This window comes from Bradyrhizobium genosp. P, from assembly GCF_049949265.1.
Lineage (GTDB): Bacteria > Pseudomonadota > Alphaproteobacteria > Rhizobiales > Xanthobacteraceae > Bradyrhizobium.
The window spans coordinates 8776878-8801015 of record NZ_CP188195.1 but is presented as its reverse complement, the minus strand read 5'-3'; the positions used below and the strand labels follow the sequence as shown (position 1 = coordinate 8801015).

At 61.0% G+C, this 24138-nt stretch carries 22 protein-coding genes and 1 pseudogene; 16 read left to right on the top strand and 7 right to left on the bottom strand.

Features of this window, described 5'->3' with window-relative positions:
* Positions 1-30: 30 nt before the first annotated feature.
* The 4 genes from ACP2YO_RS42230 to ACP2YO_RS42215 all read left to right on the top strand — a co-directional run bounded on the left by ACP2YO_RS42230 (position 31) and on the right by ACP2YO_RS42215 (position 4758).
* Entirely contained in the window at positions 31-1302 is a 1272-nt protein-coding gene (locus ACP2YO_RS42230; protein WP_426437090.1) for a M20 family metallopeptidase, read from the top strand.
* A 5-nt stretch (positions 1303-1307) separates the two neighbouring features.
* Positions 1308-2951, top strand: coding sequence for an amino acid ABC transporter permease/ATP-binding protein (locus ACP2YO_RS42225; protein ID WP_426437089.1), 1644 nt, complete (start codon positions 1308-1310; stop codon positions 2949-2951).
* Positions 2952-3020: 69 nt separating this feature from the next.
* On the top strand, positions 3021-4151 hold the full coding sequence (locus ACP2YO_RS42220) for a M24 family metallopeptidase (protein ID WP_426437088.1): 1131 nt from the start codon (positions 3021-3023) through the stop codon (positions 4149-4151).
* A gap of 79 nt (positions 4152-4230) precedes the next feature.
* Positions 4231-4758, top strand: a complete 528-nt coding sequence (locus ACP2YO_RS42215) for a DUF6538 domain-containing protein (protein ID WP_426437087.1) — start codon at positions 4231-4233, stop codon at positions 4756-4758.
* Positions 4759-5287: 529 nt separating this feature from the next.
* On the opposite strand, the gene ACP2YO_RS42210 is transcribed toward ACP2YO_RS42215, so the two are convergent.
* The 4 genes from ACP2YO_RS42210 to ACP2YO_RS42195 form a co-directional block, all read right to left on the bottom strand.
* A complete protein-coding gene (locus ACP2YO_RS42210) occupies positions 5288-6193 on the bottom strand; it encodes an NAD-dependent epimerase/dehydratase family protein (protein ID WP_426437086.1) in 906 nt (301 codons plus the stop codon).
* Positions 6194-6325: 132 nt separating this feature from the next.
* Positions 6326-7981: an MFS transporter gene (locus tag ACP2YO_RS42205; RefSeq protein WP_426437085.1), complete on the bottom strand. Its 1656-nt coding sequence runs from the start codon at positions 7979-7981 to the stop codon at positions 6326-6328.
* On the bottom strand, positions 7968-9125 hold the full coding sequence (locus tag ACP2YO_RS42200) for an HlyD family secretion protein (RefSeq protein WP_426437084.1): 1158 nt from the start codon (positions 9123-9125) through the stop codon (positions 7968-7970). Before ACP2YO_RS42200 ends, ACP2YO_RS42205 begins: the two co-directional genes overlap by 14 nt.
* Before the next feature lie 204 nt (positions 9126-9329).
* A complete protein-coding gene (locus ACP2YO_RS42195) occupies positions 9330-9530 on the bottom strand; it encodes a hypothetical protein (RefSeq protein WP_426443452.1) in 201 nt (66 codons plus the stop codon).
* Between ACP2YO_RS42195 and ACP2YO_RS42190 the strand changes: the two genes are divergently transcribed.
* The 3 genes from ACP2YO_RS42190 to ACP2YO_RS42180 all read left to right on the top strand — a co-directional run bounded on the left by ACP2YO_RS42190 (position 9453) and on the right by ACP2YO_RS42180 (position 11129).
* On the top strand, positions 9453-9791 hold the full coding sequence (locus ACP2YO_RS42190; protein ID WP_426443539.1) for a hypothetical protein: 339 nt from the start codon (positions 9453-9455) through the stop codon (positions 9789-9791). The genes ACP2YO_RS42195 and ACP2YO_RS42190 overlap by 78 nt on opposite strands.
* 339 nt (positions 9792-10130) lie before the next feature.
* On the top strand, positions 10131-10769 hold the full coding sequence (locus ACP2YO_RS42185) for a glutathione S-transferase family protein (protein WP_426437083.1): 639 nt from the start codon (positions 10131-10133) through the stop codon (positions 10767-10769).
* 117 nt (positions 10770-10886) lie between these two features.
* Positions 10887-11129, top strand: coding sequence for a DUF2798 domain-containing protein (locus ACP2YO_RS42180; RefSeq protein WP_426437082.1), 243 nt, complete (start codon positions 10887-10889; stop codon positions 11127-11129).
* A 159-nt stretch (positions 11130-11288) separates the two neighbouring features.
* Here the strand turns inward: ACP2YO_RS42180 and ACP2YO_RS42175 are convergent, their stop codons facing one another.
* The gene (locus ACP2YO_RS42175) at positions 11289-11837 is read right to left on the bottom strand and encodes a DUF417 family protein (RefSeq protein WP_426437081.1); all 549 of its coding nucleotides are present in this window, start codon (positions 11835-11837) and stop codon (positions 11289-11291) included.
* Positions 11838-12288: 451 nt separating this feature from the next.
* Between ACP2YO_RS42175 and ACP2YO_RS42170 the strand changes: the two genes are divergently transcribed.
* Complete coding sequence (locus ACP2YO_RS42170) at positions 12289-12381, top strand: SDR family oxidoreductase (RefSeq protein WP_426443451.1); 93 nt, start codon at positions 12289-12291, stop codon at positions 12379-12381.
* Positions 12382-12421: 40 nt separating this feature from the next.
* Positions 12422-13477 (top strand): SDR family oxidoreductase, encoded by a 1056-nt coding sequence (locus tag ACP2YO_RS42165; protein WP_426437080.1) that lies wholly within the window; start codon positions 12422-12424, stop codon positions 13475-13477.
* A gap of 824 nt (positions 13478-14301) precedes the next feature.
* Here the strand turns inward: ACP2YO_RS42165 and ACP2YO_RS42160 are convergent.
* Entirely contained in the window at positions 14302-14535 is a 234-nt protein-coding gene (locus tag ACP2YO_RS42160; protein WP_426437079.1) for a hypothetical protein, read from the bottom strand.
* A 124-nt stretch (positions 14536-14659) separates the two neighbouring features.
* Here ACP2YO_RS42160 and ACP2YO_RS42155 point away from each other — a divergent pair.
* The 4 genes and pseudogenes from ACP2YO_RS42155 to ACP2YO_RS42140 form a co-directional block, all read left to right on the top strand.
* Positions 14660-14785 (top strand): annotated as a pseudogene (locus ACP2YO_RS42155) (LysR family transcriptional regulator); the annotation flags it as partial.
* 55 nt (positions 14786-14840) lie between these two features.
* On the top strand, positions 14841-15542 hold the full coding sequence (locus ACP2YO_RS42150; RefSeq protein WP_426443450.1) for a substrate binding domain-containing protein: 702 nt from the start codon (positions 14841-14843) through the stop codon (positions 15540-15542).
* A 568-nt stretch (positions 15543-16110) separates the two neighbouring features.
* Entirely contained in the window at positions 16111-16785 is a 675-nt protein-coding gene (locus ACP2YO_RS42145; protein WP_426437078.1) for a peroxiredoxin-like family protein, read from the top strand.
* Positions 16786-16898: 113 nt separating this feature from the next.
* Complete coding sequence (locus ACP2YO_RS42140; RefSeq protein WP_426437077.1) at positions 16899-18008, top strand: alkene reductase; 1110 nt, start codon at positions 16899-16901, stop codon at positions 18006-18008.
* A 244-nt stretch (positions 18009-18252) separates the two neighbouring features.
* Here the strand turns inward: ACP2YO_RS42140 and ACP2YO_RS42135 are convergent, their stop codons facing one another.
* The gene (locus tag ACP2YO_RS42135; RefSeq protein ID WP_426437076.1) at positions 18253-19161 is read right to left on the bottom strand and encodes a LysR substrate-binding domain-containing protein; all 909 of its coding nucleotides are present in this window, start codon (positions 19159-19161) and stop codon (positions 18253-18255) included.
* A 139-nt stretch (positions 19162-19300) separates the two neighbouring features.
* Here ACP2YO_RS42135 and ACP2YO_RS42130 point away from each other — a divergent pair, with 139 nt between their 5' ends.
* The 3 genes from ACP2YO_RS42130 to ACP2YO_RS42120 are packed head-to-tail and all read left to right on the top strand — an operon-like array spanning position 19301 to position 24134.
* Positions 19301-20218 carry a haloalkane dehalogenase gene (locus ACP2YO_RS42130; RefSeq protein ID WP_426437075.1) on the top strand — a complete coding sequence of 306 codons (918 nt, stop codon included), beginning with the start codon at positions 19301-19303 and terminating at the stop codon, positions 20216-20218.
* Positions 20215-23175: an FAD-binding and (Fe-S)-binding domain-containing protein gene (locus tag ACP2YO_RS42125; RefSeq protein ID WP_426437074.1), complete on the top strand. Its 2961-nt coding sequence runs from the start codon at positions 20215-20217 to the stop codon at positions 23173-23175. Before ACP2YO_RS42130 ends, ACP2YO_RS42125 begins: the two co-directional genes overlap by 4 nt.
* Positions 23172-24134, top strand: coding sequence for a dihydrodipicolinate synthase family protein (locus ACP2YO_RS42120; protein ID WP_426437073.1), 963 nt, complete (start codon positions 23172-23174; stop codon positions 24132-24134). The genes ACP2YO_RS42125 and ACP2YO_RS42120 overlap by 4 nt, the downstream gene beginning before the upstream one ends.
* The last annotated feature ends 4 nt before the right edge of the window (positions 24135-24138 follow it).

The following is a 24138-nucleotide window of genomic DNA, read 5'->3' as shown; positions in this document are numbered from 1 at the left end:
GTCGCATGCGTGGTCTACAGGAAAAACAAGATGCTGATTGAACTGACGACCGTGCAGCAGCGCGTCGATCCCAGCCGCGTGCTGGAGATCGAGCAGGCGCTGCTGCGCATCCCAAGCTCCGCCTTCCAGGAGCAGGCGATCGCCGATCATCTGGCGGAGCGGATGACCGACATCGGTCTTGACGTGACCATGATGGAGGTGCCGCATCCGTTCAATCCGTCATCCACGAGCCGGCAGCCGGTAGGCACGTGGCGTGGCATCGGCGGCGGTCCGTCGTTGATGCTCAACGGGCACATGGATCCGGGCGTCGAGATGCCCGGATGGTCGGTCGATCCTTACGGCGCCAAATTCGAGGATGGCTGGGTCTGGGGCATGGGCGCCCACGACGACAAGGGCGGCCTCGCGGCGGCCTTCTGTGGTCTGGAAGCGGTGATCAAGTCCGGCACCCGTTTGAAGGGAGACGTGCTGCTATGTCCTGTGGTCGCGCACAAGCTCGGCGGCGCCGGTACCCGCGCGCTGCTCAAGAGCGGCGTCCGCGCCGATCTCTGCATCAATATGGAGCATTCCAACAACACCATCGCCAATGTGTGCGTTGGAATTGTCATGGTGCGGATTAGGGTCGAGGCGCCCGAACTGTTTTTTCGCTACAGTACGGAGGCCAAGGCGCAATACTGGAATCCGATCGAGCAGCTCTGCGAGGTGGTCCGCCGCATCGGAGCCAGTCTCGATCCGATCCCGGAAGGGAGCTGGATGACCTTTACGCCCCATCCGGAGCTGCCGGGTTTCCCGACCCACACCTTCGATACGTTCCACAAGGAGCACTATTACCAGAAGAATCTGTCCGGGCTGCACAGCCGGCAGGCCGAGCTCCTGCTGCAGTTCCGCACCGTGCCGGGGCAGACGCCGCAAACCGTGACGGCGGATTTGGCTCGGTTGCTCGAGGACATCAAACGCGAGCACCCCGCGTTCAACTATTCATTCGAGCTGCCGGCGAAGGGCACCGAGAACGGCTGGTGCCAGGAGCCGATGGCGTGTCGGTCCGATCATGCGCTGGTGACGGCGCTCGCCGAGGGGCAGACGCGCGCGTCGGGCTCGGTGGCCTCGGTCGGTGGCTGGGGCCGGCTCGGCAATGTCGGCGACGGCAATATCGTCGCAAGCCTGGGCATCCCCACCGTCCAATATGGTCCCGGCGACATCCGCATCTATCACGAATGGCCGACGGCGGATGAGCGTGTGCTGTTGTCGGATTTGGTGACCGCGGCGCGGGCCGTCGCATACGCGACCGTCAAGCTGTGCGGATAAGTACAATGAACGAGGCGGCGACGGTCGAGAAGAAGCTGGTCTCCGGTCCCGCTGCCTTGGGTGGATTGGCCGTTCTGATTGCGCTGGTCGCAGCAGGCGTGGGCTTCCATGCCGAACTGCTTCCCGAGCCGGTCATGGAGGTGCTGACTTACGTCTTCTCGGCCTTCCTGCTCGAGGGCGCGGTCAACGCGATCAAGATCGCCGCGCTGGCGATGGTCGGCGGCATCGTGCTCGGTCTTGGCCTCGCGCTGATGCGGCTGTCGCCGTTGGTGCCGGTGCGCGGGGCAGGGTGGCTTTATATCTGGTTCATGCGCGGCACGCCGCTGATCCTTCAACTAGTCTTCCTGTACGACGCGCTGCCCGCGGTCGGCGTCAGGCTCGACAGCTTCACCACCGCGGTGCTCGGCTTCACGCTGAACGAAGCCGCGTTCTGCGGCGAGATCATCCGCGGCGGCATTCTTTCCGTCGACCGTAAGCAGGCACTGGCGGCGGCATCCTTCGGCATGGGGCCGTTCCTCACCATGCGGCGCATCATCCTGCCGCAGGCGATGCGCGCGATCCTGCCGGCGATGGCCAACCAGATCATTTCTCTGATCAAGGGTACCTCGATCGCCTCCGTCATATTCGTCAACGAGCTGACCTTCCGCGCTCAGCAGATCGTCGGCCAGAACTTCAAATTCTTCACCGTGTTCGCGGCCGCCGGTATCATCTATCTAGCGCTGACCAGCGCGGTCGCAATCGCGCAGTTTTATCTCGAACGCAATTTCAACAACGACGGCGAACGCAAATCCAAAGCCATGCCGCCGTCTTCCACGTCCCCGGCCGCGTGGACGGACACTATCAAAGCTGGACCATCAGAGCCATCGGTGCAGGACGCACCGTTCGTCGTGCTGCAGAACGTGCAGAAGTCCTATGGCTCTCGCGAGATCCTGCGCGGCATCGATCTCAGCATCCAACGTGGCGAGGTGGTCGTGTTGATGGGGCCCAGCGGCTCGGGCAAGAGCACCTTGCTGCGGCTGATCAATCATCTGGAGCCGCTCGATTGGGGCGAGATCACCGTCGACGGAAAATACATCGGTTACGCCAGGAAGCCCGGCGGCGGACTGATGCCGACGCGCAATCTCGCCAAGGCGCGGGCGGATGCGCGGATCGGAATGGTGTTCCAGCACTTCAACCTGTTCGATCATCTGACCGCGCTCGAGAACATCATCGAGGCGCCGATCCGGGTCTATGGCGAGCCTGCCGAAAAGATGCGAGCGCTCGGCATGAGTCTGTTGAGCGCGGTCGGGCTCGCCGGTCATGCCGATCATCTACCGCATCGGCTGTCCGGCGGCCAGCAGCAACGCGTGGCGATCGCCCGCGCGCTCGCGATCTCGCCGCGGCTCATGCTGTTCGATGAGCCGACCTCGGCGCTGGATCCGGAATTGGTTGGCGAGGTGCTCGCCGCCATTCGCCGTCTCGCCGAAGCCGGCATGACGATGATAATCGTCACGCACGAGGTGCGGTTCGCGCGCGAGGTTGCAGACCGCGTGATCTTCATGGACGAGGGCCAGGTGGTCGAGCAGGGGCCGCCGGAGCAGGTGCTCGACCGGCCGACGCAGGAACGCACCCAACGCTTCCTCAGACTGGTCGAACCGGATCGAACTTAACCCGCGCCGTACCGGCGGTACCGCATTTGATTGCTGCGGAGCCGTCTTTCACACCATGGAGAATTAACAATGAAAGCCGCCGCCAAGGACTTCGTGCAGATTGCCCGGCTCGAGCGGGAGATGGATGCGCAGGGTCTCGATGCCATCGTCGCGCGCGCCGGCATCAATTTCACCTATCTCGCGGGCTTCGCCTATCCCGGCACTTTGGCGCGCCATCTCGATCTCGCGGACTCGCCGCGTGGCGTCTACCTGGTCTGGCCGCGCAAGGGTGAGCCGCACATCGTCGTCAATGCCATCGCAAAAGATCTGCCGGAACGCGATTCCTTCATCGAGCATTTCGACGTCTATGAAGGCTACGTCGAGCCGCCGATCGAGCGCCTGGCCAAGACCATCAACGAGATGGGGCTCGCCGACGGCAAGCTCGGCTTCGAGACCAATTTCATCAACGCAGCCGATTGGGAGGCTTTACGTGGCAAGCTGCCGCGCATGCATACCGCCGATTGCGTGGCGCTGATGGATCATGTGCGTGCCGTGAAGACCAGGGCGGAGCTCGCGCGCCTCAAATTCGGGGCCGACATGCTGGACGACGCGTTCCTGGCGTGTTTTCCCACCGTGCGGCCCGGCATGCGCGAGCGCGATCTGCATGCGGCGTTGATGGCCTATTGCCTGTCTCACGGTTCGGAATTCACCCACGGCATTCTCAACTCCTCGCGCAACACGGTCTCCTATGGCGGCGAGAGCGACTTCGCCTTCGCTGCCGGCGATGCGATCCGTACCGACTACGTGGCTTACGTGAAAGGCTACCCCGGTCACCAGTCGCGCTGCGCGGTGGTCGGCCAGCCGTCGGAGCAGCAACGCCGCGAATACACCGTGATCCGCGACATCTACCGTGCCGCCAATGAGAAGCTGGTGCCCGGCCGCACCGCCGGCGAGGTCTATCAGTTCGTAGTCGAACGCTTCGCCGCCAAGGGCATGGCCTACAAGTCGATGCTGGCAGGCCATAGCGTCGGCGCCTGGTGGCACCAGCAGGAGCCGGTGATCTCGCGCGACAATCCGCGGCGGCTGGAGGAGGGCATGGTGATAGCGATGGAGCCCCATATCAACCATTGGCACATCCAGGACATGCTGCTGATCGGCGCTAATGGTCCCGAGTTGATCTCGGACAAGTTCTCCACTGACGAGGTTTTTGCCTGCGGATAAGGTTTGCTATGTATGCGGCCGGGGATGACGACGCTCATGCGATCGGCGCTATCTCGTTCTGAACCAACAGATAGTCGACGTGTCATCGTTCCTTGTGATCATGCGATATGCGACAGTAGCGCCGACTGGTCTCTCCGGAGCCCGCGACCTGAAGCCGTCCGTGGGCAAGAGCGAGATCAAGTTCTCGCTTCGAACCCGCGACCCCGTCATCGCACGGATACGCAATCTCGAAGAGGCGGCGCGGCTCGAGCGTGCGTGGTCGGGGATCGACGCCGCGACCGCGGATGCTCGCGGACAGGTCCGCGCGCGCTTCGAATGCGAGGCCGCGGTCGGACCGGCTTGCGCCGCCGCGGCGGAGCCGGCTTGCGCGGCGGCGGGATCGTCGCCCGTCGGACCGCCACCCGTCGGGCCGAACGCGGCCGGCGGCCCGCCCAGGATTCCGGCGCAGGCGCCGACGCCGCTGCGGCCGATCTTCGAATCCTATGCGAAGGAAGCCCAACTCGCGCCCTCAACGGTCAAGCGCTGGTCGCCGGTCGTCGACCGTCTGATCGCCCACCTGGGCCACGACGACGCCGCGGCGATAGCGCGCACCGACATCGTTGCCTGACCCCGAGATATTCTTCCAGAGTGGAGGCGCAGATTTACACGGCTGAGCCGCCCCGCTAGGTGAGAGTCCTTGACTAGCAGAATGCTATTTCGCAGCGCTCCACGAGGAGGCAGGACTACATGAACATACGGCCGACTTACTGCGATGCTTCGATGTCATCGAAAGACCTCCGCCGAGAAGACGACGGCGCTCGAGCACCGCGAGCCGCCGGCGGGGCGAAAGCTACGACTAGCGATGCGAGGAGGCAAAAGTGAAAGGCTACGGAAGCGGTTTTCGTCACCCGTTCCCAGAGCAATCTAATCTGTTCACCACGCTGCTTGAGGTGCGCGCATCAATCGTAGAAAGATCGAGCTTGTCGGCGAAGGCCCGACCCCGCGAGTTAGTCGACGTATGCGTCTCAAATGGTCGCTCCGGCGGTCTAATGACATCAGCTACGCTGCTTGCGGGCAGCGGGGGCCCCTGCGCATAGCATCACCGTACACAAGATCGCAAGTCCCGGGTAGACGCCTATGCGACCAGTGTCTAGCAGTTACCCGGCCGGTGGCCGAAGTCTCTCAATGTCGCCGAGCATATCGAGCCTGCTGGGCTTCCAGCCAAGCAAGCGCTTCGCTTTCTCTGATGAAGACTGACTGTTCGTCGCCCAATAGTCCGCGAACACCGGTAGCGGGACAGCAGCCCTCAACTCTTCGATAGGAAGTTCCACGGTGCGGCCGTCCCACCTCATGCTGCGGCTCAGCGCTACTGCGATGTCGCGCGTTTTGACGCCGGATTGCGCACCCGCAAGGTAGAGCTGCTGGCCATCCGATCGGGTAAGAGCGAGGACGTAAAGATCGGCTAGGTCATCGACGTGTACGGCTGACCACAGATTGTCGCCGGTGCCGCTGGCGTAGGGAATAGCCTTGAATTTTTGCCCCGCATGCCGGAGCTTATCGAATGTCTGGTGGCCGTCGCCATGCCCATAGACGTTTGGCGGCCTCAGGACGATCCCGCGTGCGTCTCGAGCTCCGAGCACCATTTCCTCATTTTCGATACGCTGCCCGCGGGCGTGAGGCGCGATCAGGGTCTGCTCGTCGAAGATCGAGGTCCCGGTGTCGCCCAGGACCGCCGTCCCGCTCGTGGAGATTAAAGGCTTGTTGGTACCCCTGACCGCGGACAGCAATACCGCAAGCGCTTCGCCCTCGGCACGGACCGATGCCGATGGATCACGCTCGATGACGAACGCGGTGTGAATCACGGCGCCGGCGGCTTGAACAGCCGCGGTCATAATGTCGGCATCGTTCAGATTGCCCCGCACAGGCTCGATCCCTCGCCGCCCTAAAGCGGCTTCCGATTCCGTGGACCTCGCGAGCCCGATAACCTGATGGCCTTGAGCTAAAAGTGTGTCAGCGACGCGGCTCCCTACATAGCCCGTTGCGCCCGTCATAAAAACTTTCATCCGATCCTCCGAAGAATGCTCCTGGGCTGGCGATGTGGGAGAAGCAGTGCGGTCGGTGAAGCCCTTCCTTGCGACTAACACTTATGTCTTAGTGGAATGTCCTAGCGCCGAGGAGCTCGGACGCTGAGCGCGTCAGACATCCTCTGTTGGCCCAGGCAACGCGCGCACCTCCACGCCGCTTCGGCGCCAGATGGCTTTGGCGACGCCGAAAGGGACCGGCGTGAACGGCCCGTGCGGCGCGGGAGTCATAAGGCTCACAATCAGCAACCCGAGGATCGCCAGCCAGAAGCAGAGCCAGAAGCCGTCGATATAGGCGAGCACATTGGCCTCGCGCTGAACCAACGCCGCCAGGATCCCGAGAGCCCGTTCCGGCGCGATCGACGCTCCGCGGCTGGCAAAGCCCTGCGCGAGCTGCTGCAACGCGTGTGTAACGTCGATGCTGCCGCTTTCGACGTGCTGACCGAGGAAATTCGAATGCACCTGCTCGCGGACCCGTAGCCAAGTGCCCATCAACGCCACGCCGATCTCGGCGCCACCGAGCCGCGAGATCTGGGTATAGGCAGCAAAGGCTGTAGCGCGCGTTGGATCGGAATTTGACACCTCGATAAGGATGAGCGGCAGCAGCGTGAAAGCTTGGCCGACCGATTGCAGCACCACGATGTCGATGAAATCGCTGCGCGCCCAGTCGTGGGTCAATCGCGTGCCCCAGAGATTGGCTGCAGCAAATGCCGAGAATCCGACTACAACGATGGTGCGCGCGTCGAAATGCCGGAGCAGATAGATGGATATCGGCACCAGCACGAACATCGGGAGCGCACCGTAAGTCCACAACAGTGCTCCGGACTGCTCGGGCCGAAGCTCCGTCACCGCCGCGAGGAAGTTCGGCACCAGCGTTGAATTGGACAGTCCCGTTAGCGTGTAGAGCAGAATGGCTAGGAGTGCGAGGCCGATATTGCGATTGAACAGTACGTCGACGTGTGCCCATGGCGCGCGAACACAGAGCTCGTTGATCACGAAGACGACGAATAGCACTCCGCCGCCGAGCAGCAGCGCCACGACAGTGCCCGATTCCAACCAATCGAGGCGATTGCCCTGATCAAGCCCGGCATAGACCATCGACACTGACGTGCCGAGCAGAAGCATGCCGCCCCAGTCGGCATTCTTCATGAGCTCCCGGTTCACCGGCTCGCTTGGCGTGCCGAGATAGACCATCAAGCCCATCAGCGGCGCAATCACCGCGCCCTGCCAATACAGCCACGGCCAGCCCCAGTGCTCGACATAGAATCCGACCAGCGACGAACCGCTGTCGTACGCGAAGCCGACCCGGATCGAATAGAGCGCGATCGCCGGCAGCCACCACCTTATCGGGAGGTTGCGGAAGATGATCATCAGCGTCGCCGGCACGAAGGTCCCCATCAGCATGCCATGCATGACGCCGAGCGCGATCAGTGTGGCATAATCATGCACGAAAGGAAGGACAAGCGAGATCAGCGCAAAGGCCAGGCTTGGGATTCCCAGCACTCGCCGGAGGCCGAATGCGGTCGCCAGCCACGCCACCGACGGGGCAACGAATATCTGCGAGCCGATGCCTGCCGTCGAAAGCCAGGCGCCTTCGTCAAAGCCGAGGGAAAAGGCACCACGTAGATCGGGTAGGCCGACGGTGGTCAGTCGGCTGTCGAAATTAGCGAGGTAAGCGCCAAGCAGCACCGCGCCGACAGCGAACACAGGTCGCGGCCCAATTCCTCCGCGCGATACCGGACCACGATCATGGTCGTCACTTCTCGCCATCGCCGGTATCGATTCTGGCGGTAACGGACATGCCCGGTAACAGACGTTCCAGCAGCGGCTGGCCCTTATCAAACGCGATGCGCACGGGGATGCGCTGCACTACCTTAGTGAAATTGCCAGTGGCATTGTCGGGCGGCAGCAGCGCAAATTGCGATCCGCTTGCCGGCGAAACTCGCTCGACACGACCATCCAAGATTTGCTTCGGGAAACTGTCGACCGTGACTTCGACGGGCTGACCTGGCTTCACATGCGTGAGCTGGGTTTCCTTGTAATTCGCGATCACGTAGACGTTTGGTAGCGGTACCACGTTGATCAGGTTGGTCCCGATATTGACGTAATCGCCAGGCTGCACTTCCCGCTCACCGGTAACGCCGTCGAACGGCGCGACGACTTTGGTATAGCCGAGCCTGAGCTTTGCCGCCGCGAGCGCCGCCTTGGCGGCTTCGACATCGGCGCCGCGCTGCTTCCTCATTCCCTGCAACACTTCGAGCTGATGGTGTTGCGCGGCGACCACCGCGCGGCTCGCCTTCACGTCGGCCTGCGCTTTGGCATAGGCCGCAGTCGCCTGCTCGAACCGTTGCCGCGTGCCGGCATCGGTTTGTTCCAATGATTGCTGGCGTTGCTCCTCCTGCTGCGCCTCCACCTCGAGCGCTTCGGCGGAGGCGCGCGCTGCTTCTCCTTGCGCTATGGTCGCATATTGCAGCTCGATTTGGTTACTCAGATTTTCAAGCGCCGCCTGCGTGCCGATCACGCCGGCGTCGGCCTGATCGACCTGGGCCTGATAGTCCGCGGGATCGATTTGAATCAACACGTCGCCCGCTTTCACTCGCTGGAAATCCAGAAAGGCGACCGTCAGCACCTGGCCAGCTACCCGGCTGCTCAACCGCGTCAGGTCAGCGCGAACATAGGCGTCATCGGTAACCTGACCCCTCTCATGCCCTGTCCATTCGTTCCAGCGTTGTGCCGCTAGGGCGACAAAGCCGAGCGCGACAAGTATCGCAAATAGCGAAATCGCGAATCGGCCCAGAGAGTCCGATGCGAAAAACGGAGGCTCTACGCGCGCTGCGGCTTTCGGAACCGGGCACTTTCCTGCCCTCGCGATAAATCGTGTCGTAGCCGTGCGGACTAAAGAAATCGAATCCATAGAGCGTGATCGACTCCATAAGAGAGTGAGGCTTCGCGGCCGCCGTCCGGCTTGCCGTGTTTCTGTGCTCTGAGTACGACCTAGATTTACGCGGTCGTCATCTGAGAACAAATTTAACGTTGTGAATTCTTGTAAAAAAAGCTGGAAGCCTGCCATTACATATCAACGACAGTCGCGTTCCCCAGGCCGGATTAGCTACCAGAGTCAGGTTGATGCGCAGTCCGCTAGTTTCGACCGGCTTGTCGCGAGGCATAGATTTTCCATGTAGATCGTCGCGTCGATCATGGCGTCGCCTTCTAGACACTTAAGCAAGCGATAGACCTGCGCATGAGCAAGGATGGCATCCGAGATGGCAGCGATCGTGGACCGCGCCTGCGGCTCCACTACGTTCAGGGAAGCGCACATCGTCGTGCTCATGAGGCAGGTGAAGTCATTGTGGATCCTGTGAAGCAGTTCGCGAACGATAAGACCAGCCTCCGCCTCGGTGGAACTGGAGACAGTCGGACCACCCGACGTCGAGCTCGATCGCTGCGGCTGCAGACCTTTCGACTCCATCCGATGGTCGATTGCGACCGCGCGGAGCTGCCAGGCATCGGTCAGTTCTTCGACCGGGAGGTCGGCTGGACTGCCGTGTCGCGAAATAAGATTTATTCCAAATGGGAATGAGCGTTAGCAAAGCATTTGAGGTAACCTCTCGTTAGAAGGTACGGTGCGGTAAACCGTCGGCATCCAGGTGGAGAGGCCGTAGTTCGTGAGATAATACGCACGAACAATTCGTCGATCTATTTCACGCGGTGGGTTCGGATTCTGAAAATCGCGTCAAGCCCAACGAATGGGCGGGTAGCAGCCAGCTAGTAACCTCATCCATTCCAGTCAAGAATTGGTCTTAGTCTCCTGCCGCACCTAGTCGCATAGTTCCGGCGCAAGTAACTTCGTCAGCGTTGTCACCGCAACAGTCAGCCGTTGAAGCCGCGCGGTGGAAATCCCGAAAGGAATACGATTCTCATGCTTGAAGTATACGCATTTTCAACGCCCAACAGCATCCGAGTGCCGGTCGCATTAGAGGAAATGGGACTCGAATACACGCTGAGGCCGATCAACGTTCGCAAGGGCGAACAAAAAGAACCAGCGTTCAAAGTGATCAATCCTAACGGGAAGGTTCCCGTGCTGGTGGACCCTGCGGGCCCCAAGGGTACTCGTTTCGTGCTCACGGAGTCATCGGCGATCCTCATCTATTTGGCAGAGAAGACCGGGAAGCTGCTTCCCAGAGACGGCGAGGAGCGTGCGCGCGTCTTCGAGCAGATATTCTTCCACGTAACGGGCATTGGACCGGCATTCGGCCAGGCCGGCTATTTCCAGAAGCACGCGCCTGAACAGATTCCGCACGCGCTCACGCGCTTCAGCGCTGAAGCGGCGCGCGTGATGAACGTGTTCGATGGCATGCTGGCGTCGTCAAGGTTCGCTGCCGGCGATGACTTTACGATCGCCGACATCGCCCATTTCGGTTGGATCTGGCGACGGGAATTCGCAGGCGTTGATCTCGCCGGGTACGCGAATGTCTTGCGTTGGTACGGAGAAGTCGCAGACCGGCCAGCAGTCCAGCAAGCCGTCGCCCGTGTGACGGCGCTCGCCCCTGCAACCTAAGGCCTGATCAAGAGACCACGGGTCAACCAGGATACGCGCCGTCGAATTCAAAGCGTCGACAGTACGCAGCGCAGCCTCGCGTCGCATGATCGCCCGCTAAGACTGAAAGGCCTGTCGATGTTACCCGGCCCGCGTCGATATGCTCATTTCCTGTTTGGTATTATTCAGTCAGGGTTGACGAGCGCGATCGCTGCAGCAATCGCCAGCGCCGGTATTGCGTCAGGAGGATTGTTTCTGAGCTATTGGCTTCGATCCTGGCTGGTGTCTTGGGCGTCGATGTTGCCGATCGTTCTGTTTGCGGCCCCATACATACATCGCCTGACCTTTATGCTTACCCGATCAGACCCTGCGCATCGCTGACTGACAAGGACATGCGGAGATCATAGGTCTTGGATGTTGGGCCAGTACATCCCTCGTCGGCTGACCCGGCGTCTTACAGTTGAGGCGTAACATCGGCCTACCTCAACATGTGCACCCAGCATCGACAGTTTCCTTAAATGTCAGCCGATGTCATCGACATCAATACGTTCGCGCGTAGCGAGTCGGCTCTCTGTTGCCCAGGCTCGCGGCAAAGGACCTTCTTGCTAGGTGCCGGATGTAAAAGTTGAAGGTTTTGCTCAGGACGAACTTGCGGTCAAGCTTCGCGCTTACCGGCGAGCTGCCGAGTTGTATGAATATCTGCGACTTCATCGCCGGATCAGCCGAAGCACGTCCTGACACAGCAGATAGAGCGACACGGCGAGCAGAACGACGTCCTTCATGAGAAAGGGGAACATTGCCGGTCATCGCTGGGAATCCTCCCGCAGCGACGTCCCAGCTTTCCGGCATGATCGGAATGATCGTGACCGTTGCGACGAAGGTGCCGGTCGAGCCGAGGGCGCCGAGGATACCGAGTTGCTTGTCGCAGAAGCGGGCGAGCAACAGGGTCCCGAATGTCCACTCCGAGATGCCCAGGAAATAGCTGGCGCCGGCGTTGCCGAAGACAGGTTTCGAAGCCGTGCCAATGCGAACGCCTAAGAGGCAGCCCGCTGCGATTGCCACGTCGCGGCTGACCAGTACCTGCATCATCGCTGGGCAGGTGCCAAGCGCGGGTTAGCACCCTTTTTACAAGGTTCAGCGAGTTCGCTTGCCGGCGGAATTGACGAGAGCGTCCGGACACGCGGTTTGCGCATCCCGCCTGCTCTTCTGGGTATGTCTTCTCGACATCCGAAGCGACCCGTGATTAACAAAATTATAGAACGTTTAACTCGCCACCGAAGCGAATCCGCGCCAAGCTCTCCGGGCAAGTTTATTCCCAAATGGAATGCTTCATGTCGCCGGCGCGCCTTGCCGGCTACGACAATCGTGCGGTGCTCGACGTGCTCGTTCTTGCTGCGACCAAGTTGATCTCGAACTACACGAATCGCCCCGCGCAGATGCCGCCTGATGCCTTCATGGAGGGCTCCGAGTCGAGCGCGCCTGGCAAGCTGAAGCCAGCCGCTCGACTCGCGACTGTAACCGCCTTGGTCATCCTGCGGAGATTGCCGCCGCTGCACTATTCCTGGCCTCCGACGAGAGCAGCTACGTTGCCGGCGAAGATCTGGTCGTCGATGGCGGATTGAGCGCGCTTTGAGTGTGTGAACGGCTTTTGGGTTGCAATCAGGAGGCTCGATATGGCGAATAGCGGTGCGCGCCGCGTTGCCCTCGTCGCGGGGGGGAGCGGCATCATCGGCCACTCAGTGGTCATGGAATTAGAGCGTCAGGGTTGGAGGGTGCGTACGCTTGCGCGCCGGCCGATTACCGGGACCGAGACAATCACCGTCGATCTTCTAGATCGGGACGCGGTCGCGGCTGCACTCAGGCTCGCCAATGACACCACGCATCTTTTTTACGCAGCTCTGAGTCCGGACCCCAGCCTGTCCGTTGAAGCCGAGCGGAATGGCCAGATGCTTGGTAACCTGCTGGACAGCCTCAATACGGTCGGGGCGCCGCTTAGGCGGGTCGTCAGCTACGAGGGGTTCAAAATCTACGGTATTCATCTCGGCGCGAATGTTAGGACGCCGGCCCGAGAAAGCGATCCGCCGCACATGCCTCCCAACGTTTATCTTTCGCAGCGGGCACAGCTCAAGACCCGAGCAGCGAGCGCGAGTTGGGACAATGTTGCTCTCATTCCAGACGTCGTCGTGGGAGATATCTTTGGCAATCCAATGAATATTGCGCTGGTGATCGGTGTTTTCGCCGAGTTGTCGCGAGAACTGCGCATCCCTCTGCGATTTCCGGGGACCGATAAGGCCTACCAGCAACTTGCTCAGTTCACCGATGCGGGCATGCTTGCGAGGGCGAGCGTGTGGGCGGCAACGGAGGATGGGGTCTCGGGCGAGGCCTTCAATATCACCAACGGGGACGTCTTTCGTTGGGAGCGAATGTGGGAGGATATCGCCCGGCAACTCGCTCTCGATGTGGCGCCGCCGGTCCCACTGAAGCTGGCGCAGCATATGGCCGACAAGTGTCCGGTCTGGAGGAGGATTGCTGAACGGCACGGCTTGGTGCAGCCGGATCTGTCAAAACTCGTCGGTTGGCCGTTTGGCGATTTTGTTTTTCATACCGAGTCGGACGTCATCTCGGACGTCAACAAGCTCAACGAGTTCGGATTTGCCGAGAGAATGGACTCGGCAAAGTCGCTGATCGCCGCCATTGAGAGCCTGAGGCGTCAAAGGGTCTTGCCTTAGTCCGCTCGATCTTGCGATCGGGCCAAACGGCAATATCGTCGTGAGCAGCGAGCATCCGTTCGGAGCCGCAAATGCCGCAACGACGATCCGTGAGTATGGTCACGCAGACGGACGTCTCGTGCGGATGTTTTTTCCAATGTGGGCATCCTGCCCGATCCGGGATCGCGCCTCCTCACATGGGCCTGGCCACGCTGGATTCCGCTTGATGACACCGCGCGTGGTCTCGAGCGGTTTCAATGGCTCGAACGTGAGCTCAAGAAATCAAAATTTCCGATATTGTTGGCCTGTTGCCGCACGCCGAGGGTCCTGAGCTGGTCACCGGCCGTCATTTCCTCCAGGAGGATTCAGGGCCGAGATCGCGGAGAAGATCAACGACTTCCTCGATCGTATTGATGAGAGCAAGCCATGACCGAGATCGAAGTCATCGAAAGACCTAGCCACGATGGCAAATGAACAGCACTCGTACTCGCGGAAGATTGCGTCGGCCATTACCCGGAATTTCGGGAGTTTTTCATTCGGCGCTTCTCGCTCGATACTGGGGGCCTGTCGCGGCCGGGTTATGTTCGCGCGCCTTCCGGGATGATCTACTCGCTCGTGTTCGTTGGTCGCAGCGGTGAGCATTTTCCCGTCGGAATCGAAATCTACGCGCTCGCCGACGCATTGGAGCCAACGAGGAAGACATCGATACCGACCTCTGGGCGCTCCTGAGGTGGATGATCGATGGCATTGGCGGTGATTGGAGGGTCGAGGATCTCGATGCAGCCGGCCGCTTGTACCAGCTCCCATTTTTGTCCCGACAGAGCTAACCATCCCAGGGCGCTGGCTCATCCTTTCCCGTGGAAGATGCAGCGCACGAATACCTCCAGATGCGGCGCGGCGAGCAGCATCAGCGTTGCAAAGGCGCTACCTGTCGCAGCGTAGGCATAGAACGCATCGGCAACGGTCAGGTTGAGCGTCCGTACCGCACGGGCGACAATGCTTTTCGTGCGCCGTCCGGAGCGGAAAGCGGCTGACGCAGCCTCGGAGCGGTCGGCGTGAAATTCTCTGTAGGGGATCATCGGTCGTCTCCGTCCTCGCCCAAGCCCCGCTTGGGTCGTGCTAAGACATGGCCAATTTTCCGCTGCCGTGGCAGACAGGACTGGGCAATATCGCTCATTCCCAGGAAGAATAGGGGAGAATACGATGGATCGCCTGGCTTCGATGGAGACCTTCATCCGCGTGGTCGAGACGGGGTCTTTCTCCGGCGCCGCGCGGCAGCTTCGCATCGGGCAACCTGCGGTCTCGAAGACGGTTGCCCAGCTTGAAAACTATCTGGGCGTCAAGCTGCTCACTCGTTCGACACGCGGGTTGACACCGACCGAGGCTGGACTCGGGCTATTTCGAACGCGCCAAGCGCGCGATCGAGGAGGCCGACGAGGCGGAGTTCGCCGCGCGCGGCGCCGGCACCGGGCTGAAGGGACGGCTGCGCGTTTGCGCCGCCGTCACATTTGCTCGCATTCACCTCATTCCGCTGTTGCCGCAATTCCTCGCTCAACACCCGGACCTCAGCCTGGAAGTCGTGCTCGACGACCGCCAGATCGACCTCGTGCAGGAGGGTATCGATCTGGGGTTGCGGATGGGAAAAATGCCAGACTCGGCGCTGACAGTCCGCCGCATCGGTCGATGCAAGCGACTCGTATTGGGTACGCTTGGCTACTTGGAGCGCGCCGGCACCCCCGCGACGCCGGCCGATCTCAGCAAGCATCAGGCTGTCGTGTATCTGCAAGGCGAAGGCAGCGTGTGGTCGTTTCGGCGCGATAGTCCTGAAGCGGCGATCAAGGTTCAAAGCCGGTTGAAGGTGACCGCAGCCGAAGGCGTTAGAGCCGCGGTGCTTGCCCATGCCGGGCTTACCATTGCATCCGAATGGATGTTCAGCCCGGAACTGCGCTCTGGCGCCGTGCATGCGGTACTGTCGGAATGGAGTCTTCCGCCTCTCGATCTCTGGGCGGTATTTCCGACCGGGCGAGCGGCGACCGCGAAAGCAAGGGCTTTTGTCGATTTCTTCGAACGCAGCTTTAACCTGTAATCGAAAACTGGGATTAAATCGCGATGAATGCCCGTCCGCCGAATCGGCGAGACGAACGAGCATCTCTTCGATCCTACCTAGCATTCAGTGTTTCGGAGCGCTGAGTAAAGTGACCCCGTAAGCGGAGTTGCCCATCCTGAGCCCGCGAGAAGGAGTGTCACAGCATGTCCACCTCGAACAAGAATCACTCGACGAGCCTTGCCGCAGCTCTTGTTGCCGGCGTTGTCCTGTACGGTCTACTTTCGCCTGCTGCAGCGTCCGATCAAAACAACCCAGCCGTTCTTTCCTCGCATTCGCCCTGGCCCGCGCCGATATCGGTCGTCGGCAACCTGGACGGGCGGACGTTCCCCAGAGCGAGGTTCTGTCGGCCTGGGAGCGCCAGCAACAGGATCTCGATGCCCAGCTCGATCGAAAGCTGGTCATTTGCCGTGGCTGCTAAAGTCTCTATTCCCTGGCGGAATAGGGTCTAGTCCAACGGCCTCGCTACCCTCCATGCCGGTCTCCTTTAGGTTGTTTCGTGTGAGTTCGATCCATAGGCCCCCACGCGAAACCCAAAGGAGAACCGACTATGTCACTGCAAGCCAAACTCGATGCTTTCAAGGCTGATTTCGAAGCCGGCAAGCCGCCGTATAACGTTCCTCGCTCCGTGATCGAGACTATGCATCGCGCCACCGCCGAGCTGATCGCCTCCGGCGCCGCGAAGCGCGCCAAGAAAGCCGGAGACGTGGCTCCGTCCTTCTCGCTGAAGGATCCCGAAGGCAACATCGTCAGTTCGGATGAACTTCTGAAGAAAGGCCCGCTCGTCGTCAGCTTCTATCGCGGCGTCTGGTGCCCCTACTGCAACATGGAATTGCGGGCGCTGGAGGCTGTCAAGCCCGCGTTCGACGAGTACGGCACCTCGCTGCTCGCGATCTCGCCGCAGACCGCGCCGAACAGCCGCAAGTCGGTGCGTCAGAACAAGCTCTCCTTCCCGATTCTGTCGGATACGAAGGGCAAGGTCGGTGCCGCGTTTGGCCTGCGGTTCGATCTGCCCGACTATCTGACCGAGCTCTACAAGAACCTCAAGAACGATCTGCCCACGTTCAACGACGATCCGAACTGGACCCTGCCGATGCCGGCCCGGTACGTGATCGGCCAGGACGGCACGATCCTCTACTCCGAAGTGAACCCTGATTACACGCATCGGCCCGAGCCGGAAGACATGATCCCGGTCCTGCAGCGGGCGGCCGCGGTCAAGGTCTGATAGCGGAAAACAGGAAGCGCGATTGCGATCCCATCGCACTTCCCGAGAGGCGGCTGATGGGGCGCTGCGTCCAGCGACCATCGGCTGTCGTCATCCACCTGAAGGAGATAACCATGAGCGAGCTGTTCTCGTCGACCAAGATTGGTCCCTACCAACTCTCCCACCGTATCGTGATGGCGCCGCTGACGCGAATGCGGTCTGATCCAGGCGACGCTCCGAGCGAACTGATGATCGAGTATTACACGCAACGTGCATCGAAAGGTGGCCTGATCATTTCCGAGGCTACTCCGGTCTCGGTCCGTGGTTACGGCTATGCCGGCGCGCCGGGCATCTATTCGGATCATCAGATCGATGGATGGCGTCGCGTCACCGATGCTGTCCATGCCAGGGGCGGCCGGATCTTCCTGCAACTGTGGCATGTCGGCCGACAGTCACATACCGATCTGCAGCCCAACGGCGAGCCGCCGGTCGCGCCGTCGGCGATCGCGGCAGAAGGCTATGCCTATACCAAAGAAGGCGAGGTCCCGTTCTCGATGCCGCGTGCGCTCGCGCTGGAAGAGATTCCAGGGATTATCGAGGAGTTTCGTGCCGGCGCCGAGCGCGCACTGCGCGCCGGGTTTGATGGCGTAGAGATCCATGGTGCGAACGGCTATTTGCCTGACCAGTTTCTGCAAGATGGCACCAACAAACGCAGTGACGAATATGGTGGCTCGATCCAGAATCGCGCTCGTTTCCTGCTGGAGATAACGCAAGCTGCGATCTCCGTTTGGGGCGCCGATCGCGTGGGTGTCCGCATTGCGCCGAGCGGCACCTACGGTTCGATGTCGGACAGCGACCCGGCCGCGACCTTTGGTTATGTCGTGACCGAGCTCGATCGATTGGGCATCGCCTACCTTCACGTGGTCGAACCGCGTATCAAGGGCATCGAGGAGATCGCCAAGGGCCAGGCTCCGATCGCAGCCCAGCATCTGCGGAAAAAATTCAGCCACACCCTGATCGCAGCTGGCGGTTTCACTGGTGAGAGTGCCGCCGCCATCGTCGCGGCCGGCGACGCCGATCTCGTCGCGTTCGGTCGCCACTTCATCGCCAACCCCGATCTGCCCGAACGACTCCGGCGCAATTTGCCTTTGACCCGCTACGACCGTTCGACGTTCTACGGCGGCGACGGGCGAGGTTACATCGACTATCCGAGGCACGCCGATGTGGTGCCGGCGGCGGTCTAATTCTGGACGAAAACCGTGGCGCGCCAGAGTATGGCGCGCCGCGCCGGTCGCGTATCAAGCCCTAGCGGAAAGGGATGATCAGCGGCCTGTTGTTATACCGCTCCAGAGAACCTCACGCCGCCTCACGACCGATGCGGATTTGAGGAGCGATAAAGTGTTATTCCTTATCGGAATGGAGACCTGTCCTCTGGAAGGGACTAGTCTCACGCGCGATCGTTCATCAGACTGAGGCGAATTCGAGCTTTCAAATGTGAGAGCTCGCATGAGATCTCATTTCCAAGAGCCATGATTTGAACGCGGAGACGTGCGGCAGGTTCGCCTTTAAAGGCGATACGAAAAGGTAATAACCTAGGCCGGTTTGCAACGGAGAGTCGATCGCCAGCGTCAATGAGCCATCCCGTAATTCGTCTTCCACCAGGCAACTCGGCACAAGCCCAACACCAAGTCCCGCCGCAACGGCTTGAACGAGATGCGATGTCAGCTCGAACTGAGGTCCCAGTCGCATGGCAGCATCAGGAAGTTCATGGCGATGAAACCATTGCCGCCAGACCAACGGTCTGCCCGTCACCACAAGCAGGAGGTGGCGCGCAAGATCAGCCGGTGTGTTGATCGGCTTGCCTGCGGCCAAAGCTGGGCTGATGACCGGAAGAAGTTGCTCATCCATCAGTTGATAGGAGGCCAAGTCGCGCCAATATCCATCTCCGACGCTGATCGCAGCGTCCATCCCGGCGAGCTCAAGATCGAACTGACCGATTCGAGAGTGGATGTGTATCAATACGTCCGGGTGCCTTTGATAAAAATCCTTCAGGCGCGGCATAAGCCATTTGCTTGCAAAGGTAGGAAGGGCGGCAAGGTGCAACGAGCCGCGTCCGTTCCGATATGCCATCGCTTGGAGCGAAGCGCTCCGCACGCGTTGCGACGCGCCCGAGAGTTCGCGCTGATACATGGCGCCGACTTCTGTGAGCGCGATCTGCCGCCCTTCGCGATGGAAGAGGGTGACTTCCAAGAGAGCTTCGAGCGCAGCAACCTGCCTGCTTATCGCGCTTTGAGTGAGCGACAATTCGTTCGCCGCGCGCGTGAAGCTGAGATGCCGGGCGGCCGCTTCGAACGCCACCAGCAACGACATTGAAGGAGTGAGGCGGCGCGGATGCATTCATAAAGCTCATGCTCAACCTGAAAACTTTGCGTTTGAGTCCGCAGCGAGTCAAGTCGACGTTGCGCCAAGAGACGCTCCGTTCGTTTGAGGACGATCGAAACAAGGAATCGCGGTCACGATCTCAGGGAGGAATTGGATGCTCGATCGAAACAGTGCAGTGCAGCATCGACCGATAAGCCCCGCATTCCCGTACGACATGAAGCGACTGTCCGTGCTCGACGCCGAGATGGCCTATGTCGATGTCGGGCAGGGCGATCCGATCGTGTTCCTTCACGGCAACCCTACCTCGTCCTACATGTGGCGGAACGTTATTCCGTATGCAGTGCCCTTCGGGCGAGTGCTCGCACCGGATCTGATCGGCTTCGGCCAATCCGGCAAATCGCCGCGGAGCGCATATCGCTTCTTCGATCATGTCGCCTATCTCGACGCCTGGTTCGACAAGCTGGCGTTGACCGGAAATATCGTGCTCGTAGTGCAGGATTGGGGCGCCGCGCTCGGGTTCAATCGAACCTGTCGTTATCCCGGTAGCGTTTCCGGCATTGCCTACATGGAGGCGATGGTCCGTCCCCGGCGATGGACTGATATGCCTCCTGAGCGGCAGCGGATCTTTCGGCGTCTGCGTGGCCCCGAAGGAGAGGACCTCGTGTTGCGCGACAACTTCTTCGTCGAGAAGATGCTGTTCGAATACGGCGTCATCCGAAGGCTGGACGTCGAAGAGAAAGCGGTCTATGGCGCACCTTTCAGCGTGCCGGAGTCGCGGCTGCCGACATTAGTGTTTCCTCGCGACATTCCCTTCGACGGCGAACCGGCCGACATGAGCGCGGCAGTCGAGCGCTACAGCGCCTGGATGGGGGCGAGCACGCACCTTCCCAAACTCTTCATCGACGCCTCGCAGGGCCACGGAACGGCCGGAGCGGCACGCGAGCACTGTCTCAAGTGGCCGAACCAAACGGTGGTCGGGGTCGAAGCCAAGCACTACGTGCCGGAAGATGCTCCGCACGAGATCGGGGAAGCGCTCGTTGAATTCTTGAAACAGATCAGAGGCGGCGCATGAGCAGGAACTGGCGCCACCTTCAGGATGCGCTCCGCAGCGCGCTTGGTTCGGCGGTTCGCTTCGATGCCGCGCACAAGGCCGTCTACGCGTCTGACGCGTCCAACTACCGGCAAGTGCCGATCGGCGTCGTCGTGCCGCGTTCCGTAGACGAGTTCGTGAAAGGCGTCGCTATCTGTCACGAAAATCGGGCGCCGTTATTGGTTCGCGGTGCTGGCACGTCGATGAGCGGCCAGACGGTCAACGAAGCCGTGGTTTTTGATCTGTCGGTGGCCTGCAGTCGTATTCTGGAAGTTGATCCCACGTCTAAGACCGCGCTCGTCGAGCCTGGCGTGGTCTGCGACACGTTGCGCTCTGCGGCGGAACATCATGGCCTGACGTTCGCGCCGGACCCTTCCACCCACAGCCGTTGCACGCTGGGAGGAATGATCGGCAACAATTCGTGCGGCGCTCATTCGGTGATGGCCGGTAAGACGCTGGAGAATGTCCGCGCCCTCGAGATCATGACCTATGATGGAGAGCGGTTCTGGGTAGGACCTACGACCGAGGAGGAAATCGACCGAATCGTCCACGCTGGGGGACGCAAAGGGCAGATCTACCGCGATCTCAGGGATCTAAGAGATCGCTATGCCGACCAAATCCGGAAGAGGTTTCCGTCGATCAAGCGGCGCGTGTCCGGCTTCAATCTCGATCAGCTTCTCCCGGAAAACGGGTTCAACCTGGCTCGCGCGCTGGTCGGGACCGAAGGTACATGTGCGCTCATCCTCAAGGCATCTCTGGATTTGGTCAGCAGTCCTCCCCACAGGGTTCTGTTGGTTCTCGGCTTCGACGACATCTACCTCGCCGCCGATGCCGTTCCAGAGTACGAGCGCTTTCGGCCGATCGCGGTCGAAGGGCTCGACCGGATGATCATACGGGGCCTTCAGGCGCGCAATCTCGCCCAGGCGGAAATCGAACTTTTGCCGCTCGGCGATGCCTGGGTCGTCCTCGAATTCGGTGCGGACACAGAAATCCAGGCAAGCGAACAGGCCGAGAGGGCGGCCGCCTATTTCCTGGCCAGACCGGGCGGTCCGAGGCCGACCACGCGGATCGTGACGGATCGCGCCATGCAACAGCGGATTTGGTCGATCCGCGAAAACGGCGCTTCTGCCACGCAGTTGTCGATCGATCCTAATGTGCCCGATCCGCAGGTTGGCTGGGAGGACGCCGCTGTGGATCCGCATCGGCTGGGGTACTACCTCCGCGCCTTCAACGCGCTCGTGGCGCGGTACGGTTACCGGACCTCTCTTTTCGGCCATTTCGGCGACGGCTGCGTGCACGCGCGTATCACGTTCGATCTTCGGACGAAGCAAGGGGTCGAGCAATATAGAAGCTTCGTTCGGGAGGCCACCGAACTCGTCGTCGCGTTCGGTGGGTCCCTGTCCGGCGAGCACGGCGACGGACAGGCCAAGGGCGAGTTCTTGCCGGTCATGTTCGGCGAGGAACTGACGGATGCGATGCGCACGTTCAAACGCATTTGGGATCCTGGCGGTCTCCTCAATCCCGGAAAAGTGGTCGACGCCTATCGGATCGACGAAAATCTGCGCGCCGGTCCCGACTACAGGGTCGTTCCGATATCCACGCACATGATGTTCCGGAGCCAGGAAGGAGACGGCTTCCAGCGCGCGGTCGAGAGGTGTGTCGGGATGGGGAAGTGCCGCGCAGCAAAGGGCGGGACGATGTGCCCGAGCTACCGGGCCACCGGCGAAGAGCGCTACTCGACGCGCGGCAGGGCCAGGCTGTTGTGGGAAATGTTGCAAGGCGACGTCGTCCGCGACGGGTGGAAGAGCGAGGCCGTCAAGGAGGCCCTGGATACGTGCTTGAGCTGCAAGGGCTGCCGGAGCGACTGCCCGACGCACACCGACATGGCGTCGTACAAGGCGGAATTCCTATCTCATTATTACGAGCATAGACCGCGCCCTCGCCAAGCCTGGTCCATGGGCCGCATCGGCGATTGGGCGCCGCTGGCCGCGGCGGTGCCGCGTCTCACGAATTTCGTGACGAGCGCGCCGCTGCTTTCGTCCGTATCGAAGTGGGTCGCCGGCGTCGCATCCGATCGGGATCTCCCGAAATTCGCCGGGACAGGCTTTCGCCGCTCATTCACCACGGGTCAGGCCGCAGTCTCCCGCGGAAAGGCGCCGGTGATCCTCTGGCTAGATACGTTTTGCGACAATTTCCAGCCGGAGGTCGCCGAGGCCGCCGTGACGATTTTGCGGGACGCCGGCTTCGAACCGATCCTTCCGACGCAGCGCCTGTGCTGCGGACGGCCTCTATACGACTTCGGCTACTTGGATCTCGCGAAACGTCGGCTGCAGCAGATTATCGACGTCCTGTCCCCCATGATGGAAACGAAATTGGAGCAGCCCGTGGGCATCGTCGGCCTGGAGCCGGGGTGCCTGTCGGTGTTCAAAGACGAGTTGCCCAAGTTCTTTCCCGACGACCCTCGGGCTCAGCGAATCTCGCGCAGCGTGTTCCTGCTGGGGGACTTCCTGCTCGCGCATGACTATCAGCCGCCATCACTGGACGTAGACGTGCTCGTCCACACACATTGTCATCAGAAGTCGTTGTTTGGTAGCCGCGGCGACGCCGCAATGCTCGAGAGAGCAGGCGTCCGCGCGACCTGGCTCGACAGCGGCTGCTGCGGAATGGCCGGTTCGTTCGGGTTCGATCCGGATCATGTCGGGCTGTCGCGCAACGTGGCCGAATTGGTTTTGGTGCCGGAGGTCCGCAAGCGACCGGCCGACACCGTGATCGTCACGAACGGATTCAGTTGCCGCGAGCAGGTGAAGCACATGACGGGGCGCACCGCCGTGCATCTCGCGCAGGTTCTGGCGATGGGCTTGCCGCGAAGAGGCGAGGGTACCGTACATGCGCCGCGTAGCGAACGCGCCACTCCCACCACCGTCGAGAATGCTTTGTGACAGAGGAGGAAAAATTGGGAGAGTCCGTTGTCGCCAGAAGCCGGTTGAGGGGAGCGCTCGCGCCCGTACTGACGCCGTTCGATCAGGACCGAGAGCCCGACTTTCCCGCGTTTCTCGCTCACTGTCGATGGCTGCTGGCCAACGATGCCGGCCTGGCGATCTTCGGAACGAACTCCGAGGCCGCCTCGCTCAGCGCCGATGAACGGATTGCCCTCACCGAAGGTTTGCTCGAGGCCGGGATCCCGGCGCACAAGCTCATGCCTGGGACCGGGGCGTGCTCGGTCAAGGAAGCCGTGCGTCTGACGAGACACGCAGTGCAGAATGGCGCATCGGGCGTTCTGATGCTGCCGCCGTTCTATTTCAAGAGAGTCTCCGAGGAGGGGGTGTTTTCATACTATGCGGACGTCATCGATGCCGTAGCCGATCCTAATCTCGCGATCTATCTTTATCATATTCCGCAACTGACCGAGGTGCCGATCACGCTCTCGCTGATCGAGCGGCTTCTCAAGCGCTATCCGCGGGTAATAGCTGGTGCGAAGGATTCCTCCGGAGATTGGGCCAATTCGAAGGCGATGATCGAGAACTTCGCCAAGGAAAACTTCGACGTATTTCCCGCGAGCGAAGTCTTTCTGACGGACGCGATCTCGATCGGTGGCGTCGGCTGTATCAGCGCGACGGTGAACGTCAACCCAGCGGCGATCAGCGGCCTCGCCCGCGCGCTCGAGGACAACCGTCAGAGCGACGAAACGCGCGCCTTGCAAGTCAAAGTCGATGCGGTGCGGCGAACTTTCCAGTCGTTCGAACTGATTCCGGCAATGAAAGGAGCTCTGGCGCACTTCACCGGTCGTGCAGCCTGGCAGATCGTGCGGCCACCCCTCACGCCCCTGAGCCAGTCGATCCAAGCCGACCTTCTGACGAAATTAGCGACGCTGCAATTCGAAATGCCTGTCGGACAATAAAAGA